This window comes from Neotamlana nanhaiensis (assembly GCF_000943555.1).
Classification (GTDB): domain Bacteria; phylum Bacteroidota; class Bacteroidia; order Flavobacteriales; family Flavobacteriaceae; genus Neotamlana; species Neotamlana nanhaiensis.
Genome location: NZ_JTDV01000001.1, coordinates 421,802 through 440,066, shown reverse-complemented (window position 1 = coordinate 440,066; position 18,265 = coordinate 421,802). Strand labels below are relative to the sequence as shown.

The window sequence follows — 18,265 nt, the reverse complement described above, 5'->3', positions numbered from 1 at the left end:
CTATTTAAACAATTATGGTTTATCCAAAAATACCTTTAGCACAAACCGTTGTGCAGCTTTGTAAAGCGAAAAACATTAAGCATATTATCATTTCTCCAGGTAGCCGAAATGCGCCTTTAACCATTGGTTTTACTAACGACGAATTTTTCTCGTGCTATAGTATTGTCGATGAACGTGCGGCGGCATTTTTTGCCTTAGGAATAGCGCAACAATTACACGAACCTACGGCTGTTGTTTGTACCTCCGGTAGTGCGCTTTTAAATTATTATCCGGCTGTAGCCGAAGCCTTTTACAGCGATATTCCGTTGGTGGTTTTATCGGCAGACAGACCAAAACATTTAATTGGCATTGGCGACGGACAAACCATTAACCAAAAGAACGTTTACGACAATCATATTTTATATTCAGCGAATTTAAAGCTCGATTTAAAAGACGAAAACAACATTCCTGGAAATGAAGATATTCCTATTTTAAAGAATTTAGAAGATAAATTTGAGCGTTTATTGGGCTTGCAAAAGGATATACAAACCAATAATGAAGAAGAAATAAATATTGCCATAAATTTTGCAGTGCAGAAAAAAGGGCCAGTACACATAAACATTCCGTTTGATGAGCCTTTGTATGAGATGGTTGAAAAATTAAGCGTAAATCCTAAAGTTATTGAAGCTTCCTCAAAGGCTTCAAAAATTGAAGATTATATGCTGCAATCGTGTTTGGAAGATTGGAATTCGGCAACCAAAAAAATGATTTTGGTTGGGGTAAATCCACCAAACGATATTGAAGAAAAATGGCTTGAAGAAATTGCACAAGACGATAGTGTAATTGTACTTACCGAAACTACGTCAAACTTACATCATTCAAGTTTCTTCCCAAGTATTGATCAATTAATTGCGCCTTTAAATAGCATTGAACAAAAGCAACTTCAACCAGAAATATTAGTCACTTTTGGAGGTTTAATTGTTTCAAAAAAAATTAAACAATTCCTAAGAAAATATAAGCCAAAACACCATTGGCATATCGACCCAAAAACGGCAAACGATACGTTTTTCTGTTTAGAAAATCATATCGAAATGACTCCAAACACCTTTTTTAGTTTGTTTCTACAAAAGGTTACTCATTTTGTGAAGAGTAATTATCGAGATACTTGGACGGCGGTTAAACAAACCCGAATAAAAAAGCATAAGGAATATTTAGAAGCTATTCCGTTTTCCGATTTTACTGTTTTTAATGAGGTTTTAAAGGATATTCCTCGTAATTATATTCTTCAAGTTAGCAATAGTTCGGCCATACGTTACACGCAACTTTTTAGTTTAAGTAAAACGCTCGAAGTGTATTGTAATCGTGGTACAAGTGGTATAGATGGTAGCACATCAACCGCGGTAGGATGTGCTGTTGTAAGTAAAAAACCTACGGTTTTAATTACGGGCGATTTAAGTTTTTTATACGATAGTAATGCTTTGTGGAACAATTATATACCCAAAAATTTTAGAATTATAGTTGTAAATAATACAGGTGGTGGTATTTTTAGAATTTTACCAGGACATAAAAACACCGAAAATTTCGATACTTATTTTGAAACCAATCATAAATTAACAGCCGAACATTTGTGTAAAATGTATGGATTTAGTTACCAAAAAGCTTCAAATATAGAAAGTTTGCAAAAAGAATTAAATACTTTTTATAAAGTTGGAAAACAGCCTAAGTTACTAGAGATTTTTACGCCAAAACAAATAAACGACGAGGTACTCTTAAACTATTTCGAGTTTATAAAATAAAATTGTGACTTCAATAATTAATTTGGTGTCTAAAAAATAGTATCTTTAAAGAGTTATCAATTAAATATTATTAAATTTTAAACATTACAAATTATCATGAGTAAACGTGACGAACTTATTGCAAAGTATGCATCAGATTTAAAAGAAAAATGCGGTGTAGATGCCGATATGGATTTATTAACTAAAGTAACCATTGGTTGTGGTCCTTCAATTTATAATGCCGATGCTTCAACGGTATCAGGCTCGGACGAATCTGAATTGGCAACAGTAAAAAACAACTTCTTAATTAAAAAATTAGGATTAAGCGAAAGCGACGATTTAGATGGCGCAATTGCTAGTGTAATTGAGCAATATGGTAAGTCTAACAGATCGAAATATAGAGCCGTTGTATATTACTTATTAACGAAGCATTTTGGTAAAGAATCTATTTACTAAAAGTTATAAAAAATATTTAAATTTAAGCGTTGCAATTATTGTGGCGCTTTTTTATTTGCAAAAAAACTAATATCGTTACCTTTGCGCCAATTATGGAATTAGGAAAAATACATACGCTAGAAATACTTCGTGAAACAGATCATGGTATTTATTTAATTGATGCTAACGATGATGAAGTTTTATTACCCAATCGTTATGTGCCAAATGAGTTTAAAATTTGGGACAAGATTGATGTTTTTGTGTATTTAGATAACGAGGAACGCCCTGTGGCTACAACCGATAAGCCATACATTACCCGCGATAATTTTGCGTTGTTACGCTGTAACCAAGTTACCGAATATGGCGCGTTTTTAGATTGGGGATTGGTAAAAGAATTATTTTGCCCGTTTAAAGAACAAGTTTTTAAAATGAAACCTGGAGGATGGTATTTGGTGTATTGTTATTTAGATGAAAAAACCAATAGATTAGTAGCATCTAGTAAAACCAACCGTTTTTTAGATAATAAGGATTTAACGGTTAAAGCCTTTGATGAGGTTGATTTAATTGTGTCGCATCCTTCCGAAATTGGTATGAATGTTATTGTAAATAACAAACACCACGGTTTAATATTTAAAGACACCATTTTTAAAGATATTAGTGTAGGTGATAAATTAAAAGGTGTTGTTAAAAAAATACGCCCAGGCAATAAACTCGATATTGTTATAGGGCAAATTGGATACAGAAATATCGAGCCTAATGCGCAACGCGTTTTACAGGAGCTTGAGGATAACAGCGGTTATTTAAATTTAACCGATAAATCGACGCCCGAAGCTATAAAAGAGGGACTACAAATGAGTAAAAAAAGCTTTAAAAAAGCTATTGGAACGTTATATAAACAACGCCAAATAGACATAAAAACGGATGGTATTTACCTAATTAACTAGCTAGTGTTCTTTTTTTTACTTTGTTGTTTACACTATCAACAGCTTCATAAATATTATCGTATCCAATATCGTCAGATAGACAAAAATTACTTTCAATTGCAGCATTCATAATTCCAGCCGGATCGTGTCCAACTACGGCATACGCACTCAAATTATCAACTTGACTTCTAAATGCAGGGATATCTAAAAGCTTAACAGAATACGAGTTTACGCGGTTTGCTACAACTCCAAAAGGTTTGTTTATGCCAAAAAAAGTTTTAAGCTCAGTAAATAGCGATTGGGTGTTGTTTAGTTCCACATGAACGCCTTCATTAAATTCAATAACCGCAATTTGGTTAAGAAAATGCATATAACCCAATTCGTTTTTTATGGTTTTTAAAACGTGTTTTCTTAAATCGGAATCTATAATTCTCATGGTTGTACTAAAAAATGGTTTGTAATGGTTTTAATTAATTTACTTTTTTAAGACACATTATTTTTAAATAGGTCACACACAGTTTATTAACATTTTGTGATTTTTTTTATTTGAAATTTTGAACGGCTTATTTTTTCTATTTTTGCCAAATGATTTACAACGATACCATAGTAGCATTGGCAACAGCATCGGGTGCTGGGGCAGTGGCCATAATACGCTTATCTGGAAAAGATGCCATAGCATTAGCGTCGCAGAATTTTAAATCGGTTACCCATGGTAAAAAATTAATAGACCAAAATACGCATACCATACACTTAGGCCACATTGTTGATGATGAACGTGTTATCGATCAGGTTTTGGTGTCGGTATTTAAAAATCCTAATTCTTACACTGGTGAAGATGTTGTTGAGGTGTCTTGTCATGGTTCGGTGTATATTCAGCAGGAAATTATTCAGTTGTTTTTGCGTAAAGGTTGTCGAATGGCAAATCCCGGAGAATTTACGCTAAGAGCTTTTTTAAATGGTAAATTAGATTTGAGTCAAGCCGAAGCCGTAGCCGACTTAATAGCCAGCGATAACGAAGCATCCCACCAAATAGCCATGCAACAAATGCGTGGTGGATTTTCAACTGAAATTGCTAAACTACGTGAAGAATTACTCAATTTTGCATCATTAATAGAACTTGAGCTCGATTTTGCAGAGGAAGATGTAGAATTTGCCGATCGAACTCAATTTAAAGATTTGGTAGAGCGAATTTCGTTTGTTTTAAAACGATTAATAGACAGTTTCGCAGTAGGAAACGTAATTAAAAACGGGATACCAGTAGCAATTGTTGGCGAGCCAAACGTTGGTAAATCAACACTGTTAAACGCGCTTTTAAACGAAGAACGTGCTATTGTTAGTGATATAGCGGGAACCACACGCGATACCATTGAAGATGAATTGGTAATTAACGGCATTGGCTTCAGGTTTATAGATACGGCAGGTATTCGCGATACCAAAGATGTGGTGGAGAGTATTGGTATTAAAAAAACCTTCGAGAAGATAGAGCAGGCGCAAGTTGTGATTTATTTATTTGATGCTGATGCTATTTCGGGTGATGATAAGAAATCTGAAAATATCGTGGTTGAAATTGAAAAAATCAAGAATAAATACCCGTTAAAACCATTACTAATTATCGCGAATAAAATCGATAAGTTAACTGAAGACAAAAGGCAAAGTTTAAACAGTACTTTAAGCGCGGTTGAAGGTTCTCAGTATTTATCAATATCTGCAAAAAGTGGCGAAGGTGTTGAAGATTTAAAAACTCAACTTCTAAATTTTGTGAATACTGGCGCACTAAAAAACAATGAAACTATTGTTACAAACACCAGACACTACGATTCGCTTTTAAAGGCTTTTGAAGAAATTCAAAAGGTGAAATACGGTTTAGAGTCTGGTTTATCGGGTGATTTAATGGCTATTGATATTCGTCAGGCGCTATGCCATTTTGGTGAAATTACTGGTGAAATAACTAGTGATGATTTACTTGGGAATATATTTGCTAATTTTTGTATCGGGAAGTAAAATTAAACTTAGTGTTGTTTAAAATTAGATTCCAATAGTATAAAACCTAGTTTATAACAATTTTTCCTTTTCTAAAGTTTCTTTAAGTTTTTTATGATTTTCCCAAAATCGTGATTCTATGCGCTTAATAGTTTCCTCATATTTTGGATGATTTTGCAATCGCTTCAATAAAGGATCTTCTCGAATAAATAAAATGACCCAATATTGAAAATCATTTTGTAAACTGAATCTGGTATAAGCTTCTATAGCTTTATCCGGCATATTTTTATAAAGATAAAGTACAGCTAAACCAGCCTCTTTGTAAATAGATTCATCTTTTTCAAGATAGTCTGTATATTTATTTAAGTAGTGTTCGGCTTCCTTAGAAAAGCCCATTTTATTATAGGTGTATGCTATTTTTATATTTTCGGCAGGATACAAATCAATTTTATTGATAGAAAGTATTTTAATATACTTTTCATAATAAAAAAGAGCATTATCGTAATCCTCTTGAAAATAGTACATTTTTGCCAATTCTTGAGTTATATCGGCACGTAACGTATCTTTTTTCCACTCTAAAAGCATTTTTTTAGTTAAGGCTTTTAGGTTTTTATTATTAGCATAATCTATAAAGTTTTTTAAATACGGAGCATAAGGATTTTTTGCATTATATTTTAAGGATTCCTCAATATATTCCGAAGCTTTTTCTGCAAAACCATTTTGCACTAATGCATTGCTTAAGTTTAAATATACATAACTTTTAGCTACAGAATCGTTAGCTTCAATATTCAATTTCATTCCTTTTAAGGCATAAGTAAGATATTTATTTGTATCTGGCACAACACGAGCATATAAATCAGATAAAATTAAAACTACAGAAGATGCATTGGGATTGTATTCTAGTGCTTTTTCCAAGTAAGGTATGGCTAACTTAAACTCATTTGTGTTTATATAATACAACGCTTTTGCAATTAAAGGCAACTCTGAAGTAGCATCATATAACAAGGCATTATCTGCATACTCATTTAAATGATCTAAATATTTTTTCTCAATTTTATTTAAATCTAAATAATAATAACAAATAGCAATTTGAGCGTAGGCATTAGCGTATTTTGAATCGTGTTCTATAGCTTTTTCAAAATTAAGTATAGCCTTATTTAATCCTGCTTCACTTTGCTCTTTTTGATTTTCTAATCCTTTTAAATAAAAATCATAAGCAATTATATTTTCCGTGGGTTTTTTATCAATAAGCGCCAATTCTTTTGGGGTTACATTGGCTTCTATGGCGACGGCTATTTTTTTAGCAATAGTGTTTTGAAGCTCAAAAACATCATCAAGTTGATATTTGTATTGTTCGGACCAAATGGGGGTGTCCTCATTAGCGTCAATCATTTGAATACTAATAAGTACCTCATTTCCTATTTTTTGTCCACTTCCTTCAATTAAATAATTGACTTGTAATTCTTCAGCAATTTCTGAAATGGTTTTAGTGTTGTTTCTATATTTTTCTGTGGAAGTCCTGCTGATTACTCGTAAATCTTTAATTTTCTGAAGATTATTAAGCGAAGATTCCATAACGCCATTAATAAAATATAAATTAGAATTGTCTTCACTTAGATTTTTGAATGGCAAAAAAGCAACCGACTTCTCTTTATTTATTTTTGATGGCGGCGACGTGAATTTATCCTTAAAAAAGTAGACAATAGCAACTATTGATAAGAAGGCGATTGCAATAACATATCTGTTAATGTTTTTGTTTTTTACAATAACTTCATTGGTTTCTTCTTCATTGGTTTCTTCTTCATTTTTATGAGACGTATTTTGTTCTTCCGCTTTTCTGGTTTTTGTCTCACCCGGCGGATAGCCATAATATTCGCGATAGCATTTTGTAAAATACGAAGGATTACTAAAACCAACTTCAAATGAAATTTCAGAAGCAGTTAAGTCAGTTTCTAATAATAACGCTGAAGCTTTTTGTAAACGAACTTCTCTGATAAACTGACTAGCAGACAAATTGGTTTGCTTTTTTATTTTTCTGAGTAAACTAGAACGGCTTATATGCATTTTATCTGCTAACTCAGAAACACCAAATTGTTCATTAGAAATATGATCTAAAACTATGGATTTCGCTTCAGATAAAAATGAATTTGATGTATTGTTTATCGTCATTTGTTTGTGTAATAGCAACGAAGATAAGTAAAATTTTAACACGAGTTTTTAAATCAGATTTTTACGGTTTTATTTCGGTTTGCGCCATAATTTATAGTCATGCTTCATAATTTATAGTCTTGCGTTAAACTTCATAACTCTTGATTCATAACTATTTACTGTTGCTTCAGCGTTGATTGCATCTTTGTAACATCAAAACGAAACAATAATTATTAAAATTTAAAATCATGAAAAAATCAATTAAAAATCAATTAAAAAGTTTCACTGTTATATGTATAGTGGCATTGTCGTTAACATCATGTTTGCAGAAAAAAGAGGCTAAAAATGTAGCAGCAACTTCAAACAAGGAAATAGCTAAACCAAGTCAAGACATTCACGAAGCTATCATCGCAAATAATTTTGAAGTGGTAAAACAACACATAGCAAATGGTTCGGATATTAATAAAATTGAAACTATGAGTGGTTCTACGCCTTTATTAACAGCGGTAACTTTTAATAAACCAAAAATAGTAGCGGCATTATTACAAGCTAAAGTTGATTTATCAATTAAAAATAATGATGGTAGTACCGCTTTACATACTGCTGCATTTTTTGGAAGAACAGAAACGGTTAAAATGTTGTTAGATGCTGGAGCCGATAAAACCATAAAAAACAATTTTGGAGCAACACCTAGAGAAACCGTATTGAGTGATTTTTCGCAAATGAAACCAGTCTACGAAATGCTTATTAAGCAATTACAACCTATGGGCTTTACTTTAGATCTCGCAGAAGTAGAAAAGGCAAGACCTGTTATAGCAATGATGTTGCAATAAAATTTAATAAACTAACAAATTCTATATTATGAAAACTGAAAGACGTTACGATATCGATTGGCTTAGAGTTATAGCTATTGCACTTTTGTTAATATATCATATTGCTATTGTGTTTCAGCCTTGGGCAATGTTTATAGCTTTTTTAAGAAGCGACGAAACCTCCACGGCATTATGGCAACCAATGACTATGTTAAATGTGTGGAGAATACCAATTCTTTTCTATGTCTCTGGTATGGGAGTGTATTTTGCGCTGAGAAAGCGTAATAATATAGAATTACTTAAAGAACGCACAAGACGAATATTAGTGCCATTTTTGTTCGGTTTTGTGGCTTTAACGCCGTTGCATATGTATGTCTTTCAAGATTTTTACAATATGCCTTTAGGTTACTATCCTCATATGGGACACCTATGGTTTTTAGGAAATATTTTTATCTATGTACTTATTGGGCTTCCAATTTTCTACGGTATAAGAAAAGGTGTGTTTTCAAAACCAATATCTCTTTTAACACGATTATTTAGCAATCCACTAGGTTTATTCTCAGTCAATGTATTTTTTATTGCAGAAGTATTACTATTTCAACCAAAACCTTTTGCAATGTATGCTCAAACCTGGCATGGTTTTGCAATTGGCTTACTAGCATTCTTTTTCGGATTCCTTTTTATGAGTACAGGACATATATTTTGGAATACAGTAAAACAATGGAAGTGGCTTTTTTTAGGGTTGGCAGCAATTCTGTACGCAGTAAGATATGTTATATATGGTGCCGAAGGACCTTTATATTTAACCGCTGTAGAGAGTAATAGTTGGATTTTCTCCATATTCGGATTTTGTTATCAATACCTAAACAAACCTAGCAAGGCCTTATCATATTTAAGTAAAGCGGCATATCCTGTTTATATCATACATATGATTGTGCTTTTTTTGGCCGCCAAATTTATACTGCCTTTACACTTACCGGCACTAATAGCGTTCGCTTTAATAACATGTGTCACATTTATTGGGTGTTATCTGCTTTATGAGTTTGTTATCAAGAGAATACCTATTCTTAGACCCTTATTTGGCTTAAACTGGAAAGTAGATATTAAGAAAAAAGATAAGCTAAATGTTGTGACTAATGAAGAAATATACAACAGTTAAAATTTAAAAATTATAAATAACCAGTCCAATTAACTAAAAATAAAATGAAAAACCGATTTATTATACTATTTGTTTTGATCATCCTTAGTGCGTGTAATCATAAAACTAAATCCAGAGCATATCAACAACCAACACTAACCGATTATACTATCGGCGAGAAATGGGTTTGGAAATACAAGGGTGTAACTACTGAAGGAGAAGTGCGTTCCAATGGAACAGATACCAGAGAAATAGTAGATTTTAAAGGAAACTTAGGTATAACTATTGGAAAGGACACCATTCCTGTTACAGAGATTGTGAAACCAGAAGAAAGTAAAACACCAAAGTACGACTGGCCTCTTAAGGTGGGTAAAAAGTGGAAATACGAAAACAATTGGACAAGTCAGGATGGAACAACTGGAAAACAAAGTCAAAACGCCGAAGTGCTATCTTACCAAGAAGAAACAGTAGAGGCGGGAACATTTATGGCATATACAATCAAGTATACAGGTAAAACCACAAATTCTAGAGGATATAGCGCCGATGAAACTGAAATTTGGTTATATGCGCCAGATGTAAAAAATTTCATAAAACTTACTCAAAATCAAGGCGATTTTCATTATGTAGAGGAATTAATCGAATATTCAAAATAACAAAAACAACTATTAATTAAAATAGAAATTATCAATCAAAAAACGAACAATTTAAACATCAATTAAAATGAAAACAATCAAAAAACAAACAATTATGAAGACAATTAAAAAACAAATCTTATTAAAAATGGCTTTTGTGGCCTTCGCATTATTATCAAGCGTAACTTACGCACAAAGCACAAAACCTGAAACGACAACACAAAGAGATGGCTTTATCTTCGAATTTGTAGTAGGTGGAGGCATTATTAGTTTAGAAGATAGTGCTGGTATTCAAACATTCGATAAATCTCAAGGAGCATTTGTTTTTCCAGATTTAAAGTTTGGATATATGCTAAATGAAAGACTAGCAGTGGCGATTTCTTTTCCAGGAAATATATACGAGTTTCAAGATAACGACAGGCATTTTGGAGCTGTGCTTCCCTCACTTCAATATTGGGTGAAAGATCGTTGGTGGATTAATGGAGGCCTTGGTTTAGCTGTAGATTCACCAGCTCTTTACGACATTAAAGACGATGTAAATGACGATTGGAACTTTGGCTTTGCGGTTAAGGCTAGTACAGGTTACGAAATTTACAAAAAGAAAAACTTTGCACTTAATATACAATCTAATTTAATGTTAGGCAGTGTTTATTTAGAAGGAGATGCACACCGAGATGCTGTAATTTTTAATATAGGATTAGGGTTTAACTGGTTTTAGGCTTTGATAAATGCGAAATAATGGAAAATAATTAAAATTTAGTACCTTTTATAAATATTCTAATTGGCTTTAAGTTTTGAAATTTAAATAGATAGAATGAAAAATAGAAAAATTATTGCAATAGCGTTTTTAATTGTAGGAGTAGCTTTAAGTATTAACTTTTTTTTAAAAATTGAATTTCTTCAAGGGGTTGAAGCATATTTTAAAAGAGCATATTATAACCAATTTGGGCCTTTCGTTATAAGTATTGAGCTTATAATGGCAAGTTATTACTTATTGATAGGGCATAAAAAAACGAATTTCTCTTTAGCACTTTTCGGGTTTACGGCTTTGTTAGATCCTATTTTTAATGTAATAGGGCTTTTTAACAGTTTAGTGCCTTTATACGGAACAATAATTTTTTCAATTTGCGCTATTGTCTGCCTATGGTTAGCATTTTCAAATACATTTAAATTAAAGCGGATATCAATTTTATCAACTGTGGTAAGTGTTATTATAAGTGTTTTTGTGGAGTTGTTTTTCAATTATTTAAACTAATAATTTTAAAAAAACTACCACTAGCTATTTTTGAAATTCATTAATAAAAACATTGTATAAAATTCAAAAGAATGAAATATATCTTATTATTTAGTTTAGCGCTATTATTTAATTGCTCAAATAAAACTAAAACAAAAGAGCAGGCTTCTGTAAAAGAAGAAAACTTATTAGCACTAATTGACGATATCTGGAAAACAGAACAATTACCCATTAGAACAAGAGATTCTTTGATGTCTATCTATGGTGTTGATTCAGAATTGGTAAAAGAACAACAAGTAATTATTAATAAGAATCATATCATTAATGAAAGTAGAGTAAAAAATATTCTTAAAGATTATGGCTGGCCAGCAAAAGAAATGATTGGAGAACGTGGTAATTGGACTATATGTAATGTGATACAACACTCAGATAATGAAGTTCGGAAACACTACCTGCCAATGATGAAGCAAGCCGTTAAAGATAAGAAATTAGAACCGCGATTTTTGGTAAGAGCAGAGGACAGGATAGCTACAGAAAGAGGAGACCTGCAGATTTATGGAGGACAAATGAAGTACTATCCAGAAACCAAAAGTTTTAATCTTTGGCCTGTTTTTGATCTAGAAAATATTGACCAACGAAGAACTGCAATTGGATTAGATTCAATTGCAGTCTTCCTTAAAAACAGATTTAATTTTGAATGGAATCTCGAAGAACAAATTAAAAGATCAAAGGCATTTGAGTTGGCAAAGCAAGAAATAAATAATACAAACCAGAAGTTAAAATAGGATTCTAAGATTTATCAGTTTTATTAGATTTGTTTTTAATAAATTACATCCTTTATTTTTAAAATGACACTACAAGATTTACCAGGTGAATACGCCATTACAGGCCAAAATCAAAATGCTGAAAAAACAGGTTATAAAGGTATTTTAACCTTAAGTTTAGATGTTAATAATCGGGTAGTAGCACGATGGCAAATAGGAGAAAGTCAAGTGCAGAAAGGCACAGGATTTTTTAAAGATAATATTTTAGTCATCAACTTTAATTATGAAGATGATGAGCGCAATATCTACAAAGGTGTTGTGGTGTACAAATGTTTGAGCAAAGATTTACTTGAAGGTTTTTGGTCCGAAAAACATGGTGATCCTTTATATTTAGGAGAAGAACGTTGTTTTAGAATGAAGCCAAACCAAATTTTAAATTAATGATGAATTGTCCGTGTAACCCCAATCTTTTGTATCAAGATTGCTGCGAAAAAGCGCATCTAAATATAGAATCTGTATCAACTTGCGAAGCACTTATGCGTTCCAGATACAGTGCATTTGTTTTGGTAAATATTGATTATTTATCTAAAAGTCATCATTCAAAAACAAGACCAAGTAAACACGATTATAAATCACTTGAAAAATGGACGAAATCTGTGGTTTGGGTGAAATTAGAAGTTTTAAAATCGACAGACACTACTGTCGAATTTAAAGCCTATTTTATGGAAAACGGTAAGTTAGATGTTATTAATGAAACTTCAGAGTTTGCTACGGAAAACGGGCATTGGGTTTATGTAAAAGGGTTGTAACTGATTTTTTTTAGTTCTAAACTTCTGTTAATTAAATTACTATTTTACAAAAATTCGTAAATTTGTAAATCAAATGAAAACAATATTCCGTAAAATAATGGCTTTGTTAATGGCATTTGTAGTATTAATAACTACGATGTCGTTCACAGTGAATATGCATTATTGCGGAGAAACTTTGGTTGAAACTACCGTGTTTCAAAAAGCTGAAGGTTGCGGTATGGAGATGCAAAAACCATCAACCGACAATTGTGCAGTAACTACAAAAAGTTGTTGTGCCGATAAGAAATTAACCATTGAAGGTCAAAACGAATTACAGCATTCGGTTGATAAAATTACTTTCGATCAGCAGGTTTTCATTGCATCATTCATTTACACTTATATTAAACTTTTTGAAGGTGAGCGTATCACGAATACTTCGTTCGACGCATACAAGCCGCCTCTGGTCTCTAGGCAAATCTTTAAACTAGACGAAACCTATTTAATTTGATTTTTAGTAGATAATTCCTAATCCATAAAGGATTCAGGAATGTTGTGTTTTATCGCTCGATAAAGCGCAAATCGTGTACGCTATATTTTGTACTTACTACTAAAATTCAAAAAGCAATGCTAAACAAAAGCATCAAATTTTTAATAGAAAATAAACTCGTTGCGGTTTTATTACTGGTTCTTTTTATAGGCTGGGGAACTGTAAATGCGCCTTTTAATTGGGATACTGGCTTTTTACCAAGTAACCCTGTAGCCGTTGATGCTATTCCAGATATTGGCGAAAATCAGCAAATTGTATTTACCAAATGGGATGGTCGTTCGCCACAAGATATCGAAGACCAAATAACCTATCCGTTAACCACATCATTACTGGGTATTCCTGGAGTTAAAACGATTCGTAGTTCATCTATGTTTGGGTTTTCGAGTATCTATATCATTTTTGAAGAAGATATCGAATTTTACTGGAGCCGCAGCCGTATTCTCGAAAAACTGAATGCATTACCAAGTGGTTTATTGCCAGAAGGTGTAAATCCTTCGCTAGGACCAGATGCGACAGGTTTAGGGCAAATATTTTGGTACACTCTAGAAGGGCGCGATAAGCAAGGCAATGTCACCGGTGGTTGGGATTTACACGAATTGCGTAGCATTCAAGATTACTATGTGAAATACGCATTATCTTCAGCAAGTGGGGTGTCCGAAGTTGCTTCAATTGGTGGTTACGTTCAAGAGTATCAAGTGGACGTCAATCCAGAGCTCATGCGCCAATATAACGTTGGTTTAAATCAGGTTGTGAAGGCTGTAAAGGAAAGCAATCGAGATATTGGAGCGCAAACTTTAGAGATTAACCAAGCCGAGTATTTGGTGCGTGGTTTGGGCTATGTTAAGTCGATATCAGATATTGAAAATGCTGTGGTGGCTTCAGAAGATTTTACACCAATAAAAATAAAAGACATAGCAAAAGTGACATTAGGACCAGCAGCGCGACGAGGTATTTTAGATAAAGAAGGCGCTGAAGTTGTAGGCGGTGTGGTTGTGGCGCGATATGGTGCAAATCCGTTAGAGGTAATTAATAATGTAAAGGCAAAAATAAACGAACTAAGTGCAGGATTACCAACAAAGACATTGGCAGATGGTTCAACTTCGCAAGTTACTATTGTGCCGTTTTATGACAGAACAGCGCTTATCAATGAAACCCTTGGCACTTTAAATGAAGCGTTAACCCTCGAAATTCTAATAACCATTTTGGTGATTATTGTTATGGTTTACAATATGAGGGCGTCGGTTTTAATTTCAGGTTTATTGCCAGTTGCCGTTTTAATGGTGTTTATTGCTATGAAACTTTTTAATGTTGATGCCAATATTGTGGCGTTATCAGGTATTGCGATTGCCATAGGCACCATGGTTGATGTTGGTGTTATCCTATCGGAAAATATTATTAGGCATTTAGATGAAAATGAAAAATTAGCAGAACAAGGAACAAGTGACAATGAATCTCAGAATCTTGCTTCTGAAAAAAATAGTCAAAACACAATAAATAAAATCGTTTATAAAGCTACCGCTGAAGTATCTGGAGCTATTGTTACTGCGGTTATGACGACAATCATCAGTTTTATTCCTGTTTTTACCATGATAGGAGCCGAAGGAAAGTTGTTTCGTCCGCTAGCATTTACCAAAACCTTTGCGTTAATAGCTTCATTGGTAATCGCTTTATTTTTAATTCCGCCGTTTGCAGCGTTTTTATTCCGAAAAATTCAGGTGAAAATACGCGTTTCGCTAGTCTTAAACGGTATTTTAATAGTTTTAGGTATCGCCATAATAATTTATGGTTATTGGTTAGGTTTAGTTTTAGTTGCGTTTGGATTGCTTCATTTGTATAGACGCTATCGTTTTCTTCCTTTAGGTCAATTAGAAAATGGAGAAATAATTATTTCGGCAATAGCGATAGTCTTTTTGTTAGCAGCGTATTGGCGACCTTTAGGTGTAGATAAAAGCATTTTGTTGAACTTGATTTTCGTAGCCGTAATTTGCCTCGGGTTATTAGGTGCATTTTCGCTCTTTAAGCGTTATTACACGCGAATTTTAAAATGGGCATTGGCAAACAGATTATTGTTTTTAACAATACCTGTTACGCTTTTAATATTTGGTTTTTTCATCTATAAAAACACAGGAAAAGAGTTTATACCATCGTTAAATGAAGGAGTGTTTTTACTGATGCCAACATCGATGCCTCATGCCGGAGTTGAAGAAAATAAACGCGTGTTACAACAATTAGACATGGCGGTTGCAAGCATTCCAGAAATTGAAACCGTGGTGGGAAAAGCAGGTAGAACCGAATCGGCTCTTGATCCAGCACCTTTATCCATGTACGAAAATATTATTCAATATAAACCAGAATATATGTTGAATGCGCAAGGTGAACGGCAACGTTATAAAGTAAATGAAGATGGTTTATATGAATTGAAAGATGGCAGATTAATTTATAATGAAAATGTAGCTGTCAGTTCGAGCGCAGTCGAGAACAAAGCGGTTATTGAATCAAGGCTGTTAAATATTGAAAAGTCTCAACTAATCGAAGACAACAACGGCGAATTCTACCGAAACTGGCGACCCGAAATACAATCACCAGACGATATTTGGAACGAAATTGTAAGAGTTACCAAATTACCAGGAGTGACTTCCGCACCAAAATTACAGCCTATTGAAACCCGCTTGGTAATGTTACAAACTGGTATGCGTGCGCCAATGGGTATAAAAATAAAAGGTCAAGATTTAAAAACCATTGAAGCCTTTGGCATGCAGTTAGAAACTATTTTAAAACAAGCCGAAGGTGTAAAAAAAGAAGCCGTTTTTGCCGACAGAATTGTGGGTAAACCTTATCTGCTAATCGATATAAATCGAGAAAATATAGCACGATATGGTGTAAGTGTGGAAACGGTTCAAGATGTTTTAAAAGTAGCCGTTGGTGGCATGCCATTAACCCAAACGGTTGAAGGTAGAGAGCGTTATGCTATTCGCGTGCGCTACCCAAGAGGTTTACGAGAAAATCCAACCGATTTACAGCAGATTTACGTTCCAGTAGCTAACGGAAGTCCTGTGCCATTGAGTGAATTGGCAACGATAAAATACGAACAAGGGCCACAGGTTATTAAAAGTGAAGACACATTTTTAGTTGGTTATGTGTTGTTTGATAAATTAGATGGTTTTGCAGAGGTTAATGTTGTAGAAAATGCCCAAAGACTCATTCAGCAACATATTGATTCAGGTGAATTAATCGTACCCAAAGGAATAACCTATAATTTTACAGGAACCTACGAAAATCAGTTGCGCGCTGAAAAAACCTTAGCTGTTATTGTACCGTTAGCTTTGTTGGTCATCTTTTTAATTCTTTATTTTCAATTTCGTTCGGTGTCAACCACATTAATGGTGTTTTCTGGTATTGCAGTGGCCTTTGCAGGTGGTTTTGTTATGATTTGGCTTTACGGACAAGATTGGTTTTTAAATTTTAGTGTTTTTGGTGAAAATATCAGGACACTGTTTAACATGAAAACGGTTAATTTAAGCGTTGCCGTTTGGGTTGGTTTTATTGCCTTGTTCGGCATTGCTACAGACGATGGTGTCGTTATGGCAACGTACCTAACACAATCTTTTAAAGCAAATGCGCCATTAAAAGTTTCAGAAATACGAGCATCAACTTTAGAAGCAGCTTCAAAACGTATTCGTCCTTGTTTAATGACAACAGTAACGACCATTTTAGCATTATTGCCTGTTTTAACATCAACAGGAAAAGGCAGTGATATTATGATACCCATGTCAATTCCCATTTTTGGCGGTATGATAATCGATGTAACATCCTATTTTATTGTGCCTGTTTTATATAGCTGGAAAGCGGAATTTCAACTTAAAAAAAATCAAAATGAAGCATAAATCACAACATATAAAATTGGTTCTGGTACTTGGTTTTTGTTTGCTGTGTTCAGTTGTCAATGCTCAAGAATTAAAACTATTAATCGATGAAGCTTTGCAGAATAATCCTGAAATTCAGCAGTTCGAATTGCAGTACAAAAGGGCTTCCGAAAAGGTAAATGAAGTCAACACTATGCCTAATACAGAATTTGGTGTCGGTTATTTTGTTAGCGAGCCAGAAACCCGAACAGGCGCGCAACGTTTTAAAGTTTCAGCAAAACAAATGTTGCCTTGGTTTGGCACAATTACATCGCGTGAAGCTTATGTAACCTCATTGGCCGATGCAAAATATCAAGATATTATTATAATCAAACGTAAACTCATGGCCTCGGTGGCACAATCGTATTATAATTTATATGCGAATAAAGCAAAACAGGCGGTTCTAGCAGAAAATATAGCGTTATTAAAAACCTACGAAACCATGGCGCTAACCTCGGTTGAGGTTGGTCAAGCATCAGCGGTTGATGTGCTGCGTTTACAAATGAGACAAAACGATATGGAGCAATTAAAAGCAGTTTTGCATCAGCAATTTTTGGCAGAAGAAAACGGTCTAAATAATCTTTTAAATAGAGAAACTACAGTTGCCGTAAATGTAGTTGATAGTTTAACGATTCCTACGGAAGATTTTGATTTAAACATTAATGATTTATCTATTCATCCAGAGCTTTTAAAGTATGATAAATTGTATGAATCCATTGAAAAATCAGAACTGTTAAATCAAAAAGAAAGTAGCCCGATGATTGGTTTTGGGATAGATTATATAAATGTGTCGCCACGACCAGATATTAACTTTTCCGATAATGGTAAGGATATTCTAATGCCTATGGTGTCGGTTTCAATTCCTATTTTCAATAAAAAGTATAAATCGGTTTCTAAACAAAACGAACTCGAACAGCAGGAAATTAATTATCAAAAACAAGCACGATTAAACACGTTAAAAACGGTGTTGTCTCAAGCTAAAAACGAACGCATTTCAGCAAGAATAAGTCATCAAACGGCTTTAAAAAATCTGAATCAGGCCAAAGATGCTGAACAAATTCTTATTAAAAGCTACGAAACGGGCACTATAAATTTTAATGATGTTCTAGATATTCAAGAGTTACAGCTTAAATTTCAAATAAATCAAATTGAAGCGGTAAAAACATATTACAAACAAAGCACAATTATAAATTATTTAATTCAGTAAA

The 18,265-nt window shown here is 33.4% G+C and carries 17 protein-coding genes; 15 read left to right on the top strand and 2 right to left on the bottom strand.

Translation table 11 applies throughout. The annotated features are described in order from the left end of the window. Positions 1-14: 14 nt before the first annotated feature. The 3 genes from menD (at position 15) to PK35_RS01650 (ending at position 3,133) form a co-directional block, all read left to right on the top strand. Positions 15-1,775 carry a 2-succinyl-5-enolpyruvyl-6-hydroxy-3-cyclohexene-1-carboxylate synthase gene (menD, locus tag PK35_RS01660; RefSeq protein WP_044624907.1) on the top strand — a complete coding sequence of 587 codons (1,761 nt, stop codon included), beginning with the start codon at positions 15-17 and terminating at the stop codon, positions 1,773-1,775. Between the two features lie 96 nt (positions 1,776-1,871). After that, positions 1,872-2,210, top strand: coding sequence for a DUF2853 family protein (locus PK35_RS01655; RefSeq protein ID WP_044624906.1), 339 nt, complete (start codon positions 1,872-1,874; stop codon positions 2,208-2,210). A 92-nt stretch (positions 2,211-2,302) separates the two neighbouring features. Further along, complete coding sequence (locus PK35_RS01650; protein ID WP_414629293.1) at positions 2,303-3,133, top strand: CvfB family protein; 831 nt, start codon at positions 2,303-2,305, stop codon at positions 3,131-3,133. Here PK35_RS01650 and PK35_RS01645 read toward each other — a convergent pair. After that, positions 3,126-3,548: a hypothetical protein gene (locus PK35_RS01645; protein WP_044624905.1), complete on the bottom strand. Its 423-nt coding sequence runs from the start codon at positions 3,546-3,548 to the stop codon at positions 3,126-3,128. The two genes, PK35_RS01650 and PK35_RS01645, sit on opposite strands and share 8 nt — an antisense overlap. A gap of 149 nt (positions 3,549-3,697) precedes the next feature. Between PK35_RS01645 and mnmE the strand changes: the two genes are divergently transcribed. Then, a complete protein-coding gene (gene mnmE, locus PK35_RS01640) occupies positions 3,698-5,113 on the top strand; it encodes a tRNA uridine-5-carboxymethylaminomethyl(34) synthesis GTPase MnmE (protein ID WP_044624904.1) in 1,416 nt (471 codons plus the stop codon). Between the two features lie 51 nt (positions 5,114-5,164). Here mnmE and PK35_RS01635 read toward each other — a convergent pair whose 3' ends face one another. Then, a complete protein-coding gene (locus tag PK35_RS01635) occupies positions 5,165-7,261 on the bottom strand; it encodes a helix-turn-helix domain-containing protein (protein ID WP_044624903.1) in 2,097 nt (698 codons plus the stop codon). A gap of 227 nt (positions 7,262-7,488) precedes the next feature. Here PK35_RS01635 and PK35_RS01630 point away from each other — a divergent pair, with 227 nt between their 5' ends. The 11 genes from PK35_RS01630 to PK35_RS01580 all read left to right on the top strand — a co-directional run bounded on the left by PK35_RS01630 (position 7,489) and on the right by PK35_RS01580 (position 18,264). Beyond that, a complete protein-coding gene (locus PK35_RS01630) occupies positions 7,489-8,073 on the top strand; it encodes an ankyrin repeat domain-containing protein (protein ID WP_044624902.1) in 585 nt (194 codons plus the stop codon). 28 nt (positions 8,074-8,101) lie between these two features. After that, positions 8,102-9,211, top strand: coding sequence for an acyltransferase family protein (locus PK35_RS01625; protein WP_044624901.1), 1,110 nt, complete (start codon positions 8,102-8,104; stop codon positions 9,209-9,211). A 44-nt stretch (positions 9,212-9,255) separates the two neighbouring features. Next, positions 9,256-9,843, top strand: coding sequence for a hypothetical protein (locus PK35_RS01620; protein WP_044624900.1), 588 nt, complete (start codon positions 9,256-9,258; stop codon positions 9,841-9,843). 94 nt (positions 9,844-9,937) lie between these two features. Then, a complete protein-coding gene (locus tag PK35_RS01615; RefSeq protein ID WP_044625206.1) occupies positions 9,938-10,540 on the top strand; it encodes a hypothetical protein in 603 nt (200 codons plus the stop codon). A 96-nt stretch (positions 10,541-10,636) separates the two neighbouring features. Beyond that, a complete protein-coding gene (locus PK35_RS01610) occupies positions 10,637-11,077 on the top strand; it encodes a hypothetical protein (RefSeq protein ID WP_044624899.1) in 441 nt (146 codons plus the stop codon). 71 nt (positions 11,078-11,148) lie between these two features. Then, entirely contained in the window at positions 11,149-11,841 is a 693-nt protein-coding gene (locus PK35_RS01605) for a DUF6624 domain-containing protein (protein WP_044624898.1), read from the top strand. Positions 11,842-11,904: 63 nt separating this feature from the next. Continuing rightward, positions 11,905-12,261 carry a hypothetical protein gene (locus PK35_RS01600; protein WP_044624897.1) on the top strand — a complete coding sequence of 119 codons (357 nt, stop codon included), beginning with the start codon at positions 11,905-11,907 and terminating at the stop codon, positions 12,259-12,261. Continuing rightward, complete coding sequence (locus tag PK35_RS01595; RefSeq protein WP_316930157.1) at positions 12,261-12,629, top strand: YchJ family protein; 369 nt, start codon at positions 12,261-12,263, stop codon at positions 12,627-12,629. Before PK35_RS01600 ends, PK35_RS01595 begins: the two co-directional genes overlap by 1 nt. Before the next feature lie 73 nt (positions 12,630-12,702). Then, the gene (locus PK35_RS01590; protein ID WP_238320851.1) at positions 12,703-13,116 is read left to right on the top strand and encodes an HYC_CC_PP family protein; all 414 of its coding nucleotides are present in this window, start codon (positions 12,703-12,705) and stop codon (positions 13,114-13,116) included. A gap of 116 nt (positions 13,117-13,232) precedes the next feature. Continuing rightward, positions 13,233-17,039, top strand: a complete 3,807-nt coding sequence (locus PK35_RS01585) for an efflux RND transporter permease subunit (protein WP_044624895.1) — start codon at positions 13,233-13,235, stop codon at positions 17,037-17,039. After that, positions 17,029-18,264 (top strand): TolC family protein, encoded by a 1,236-nt coding sequence (locus PK35_RS01580; protein WP_044624894.1) that lies wholly within the window; start codon positions 17,029-17,031, stop codon positions 18,262-18,264. Before PK35_RS01585 ends, PK35_RS01580 begins: the two co-directional genes overlap by 11 nt. The last annotated feature ends 1 nt before the right edge of the window (position 18,265 follow it).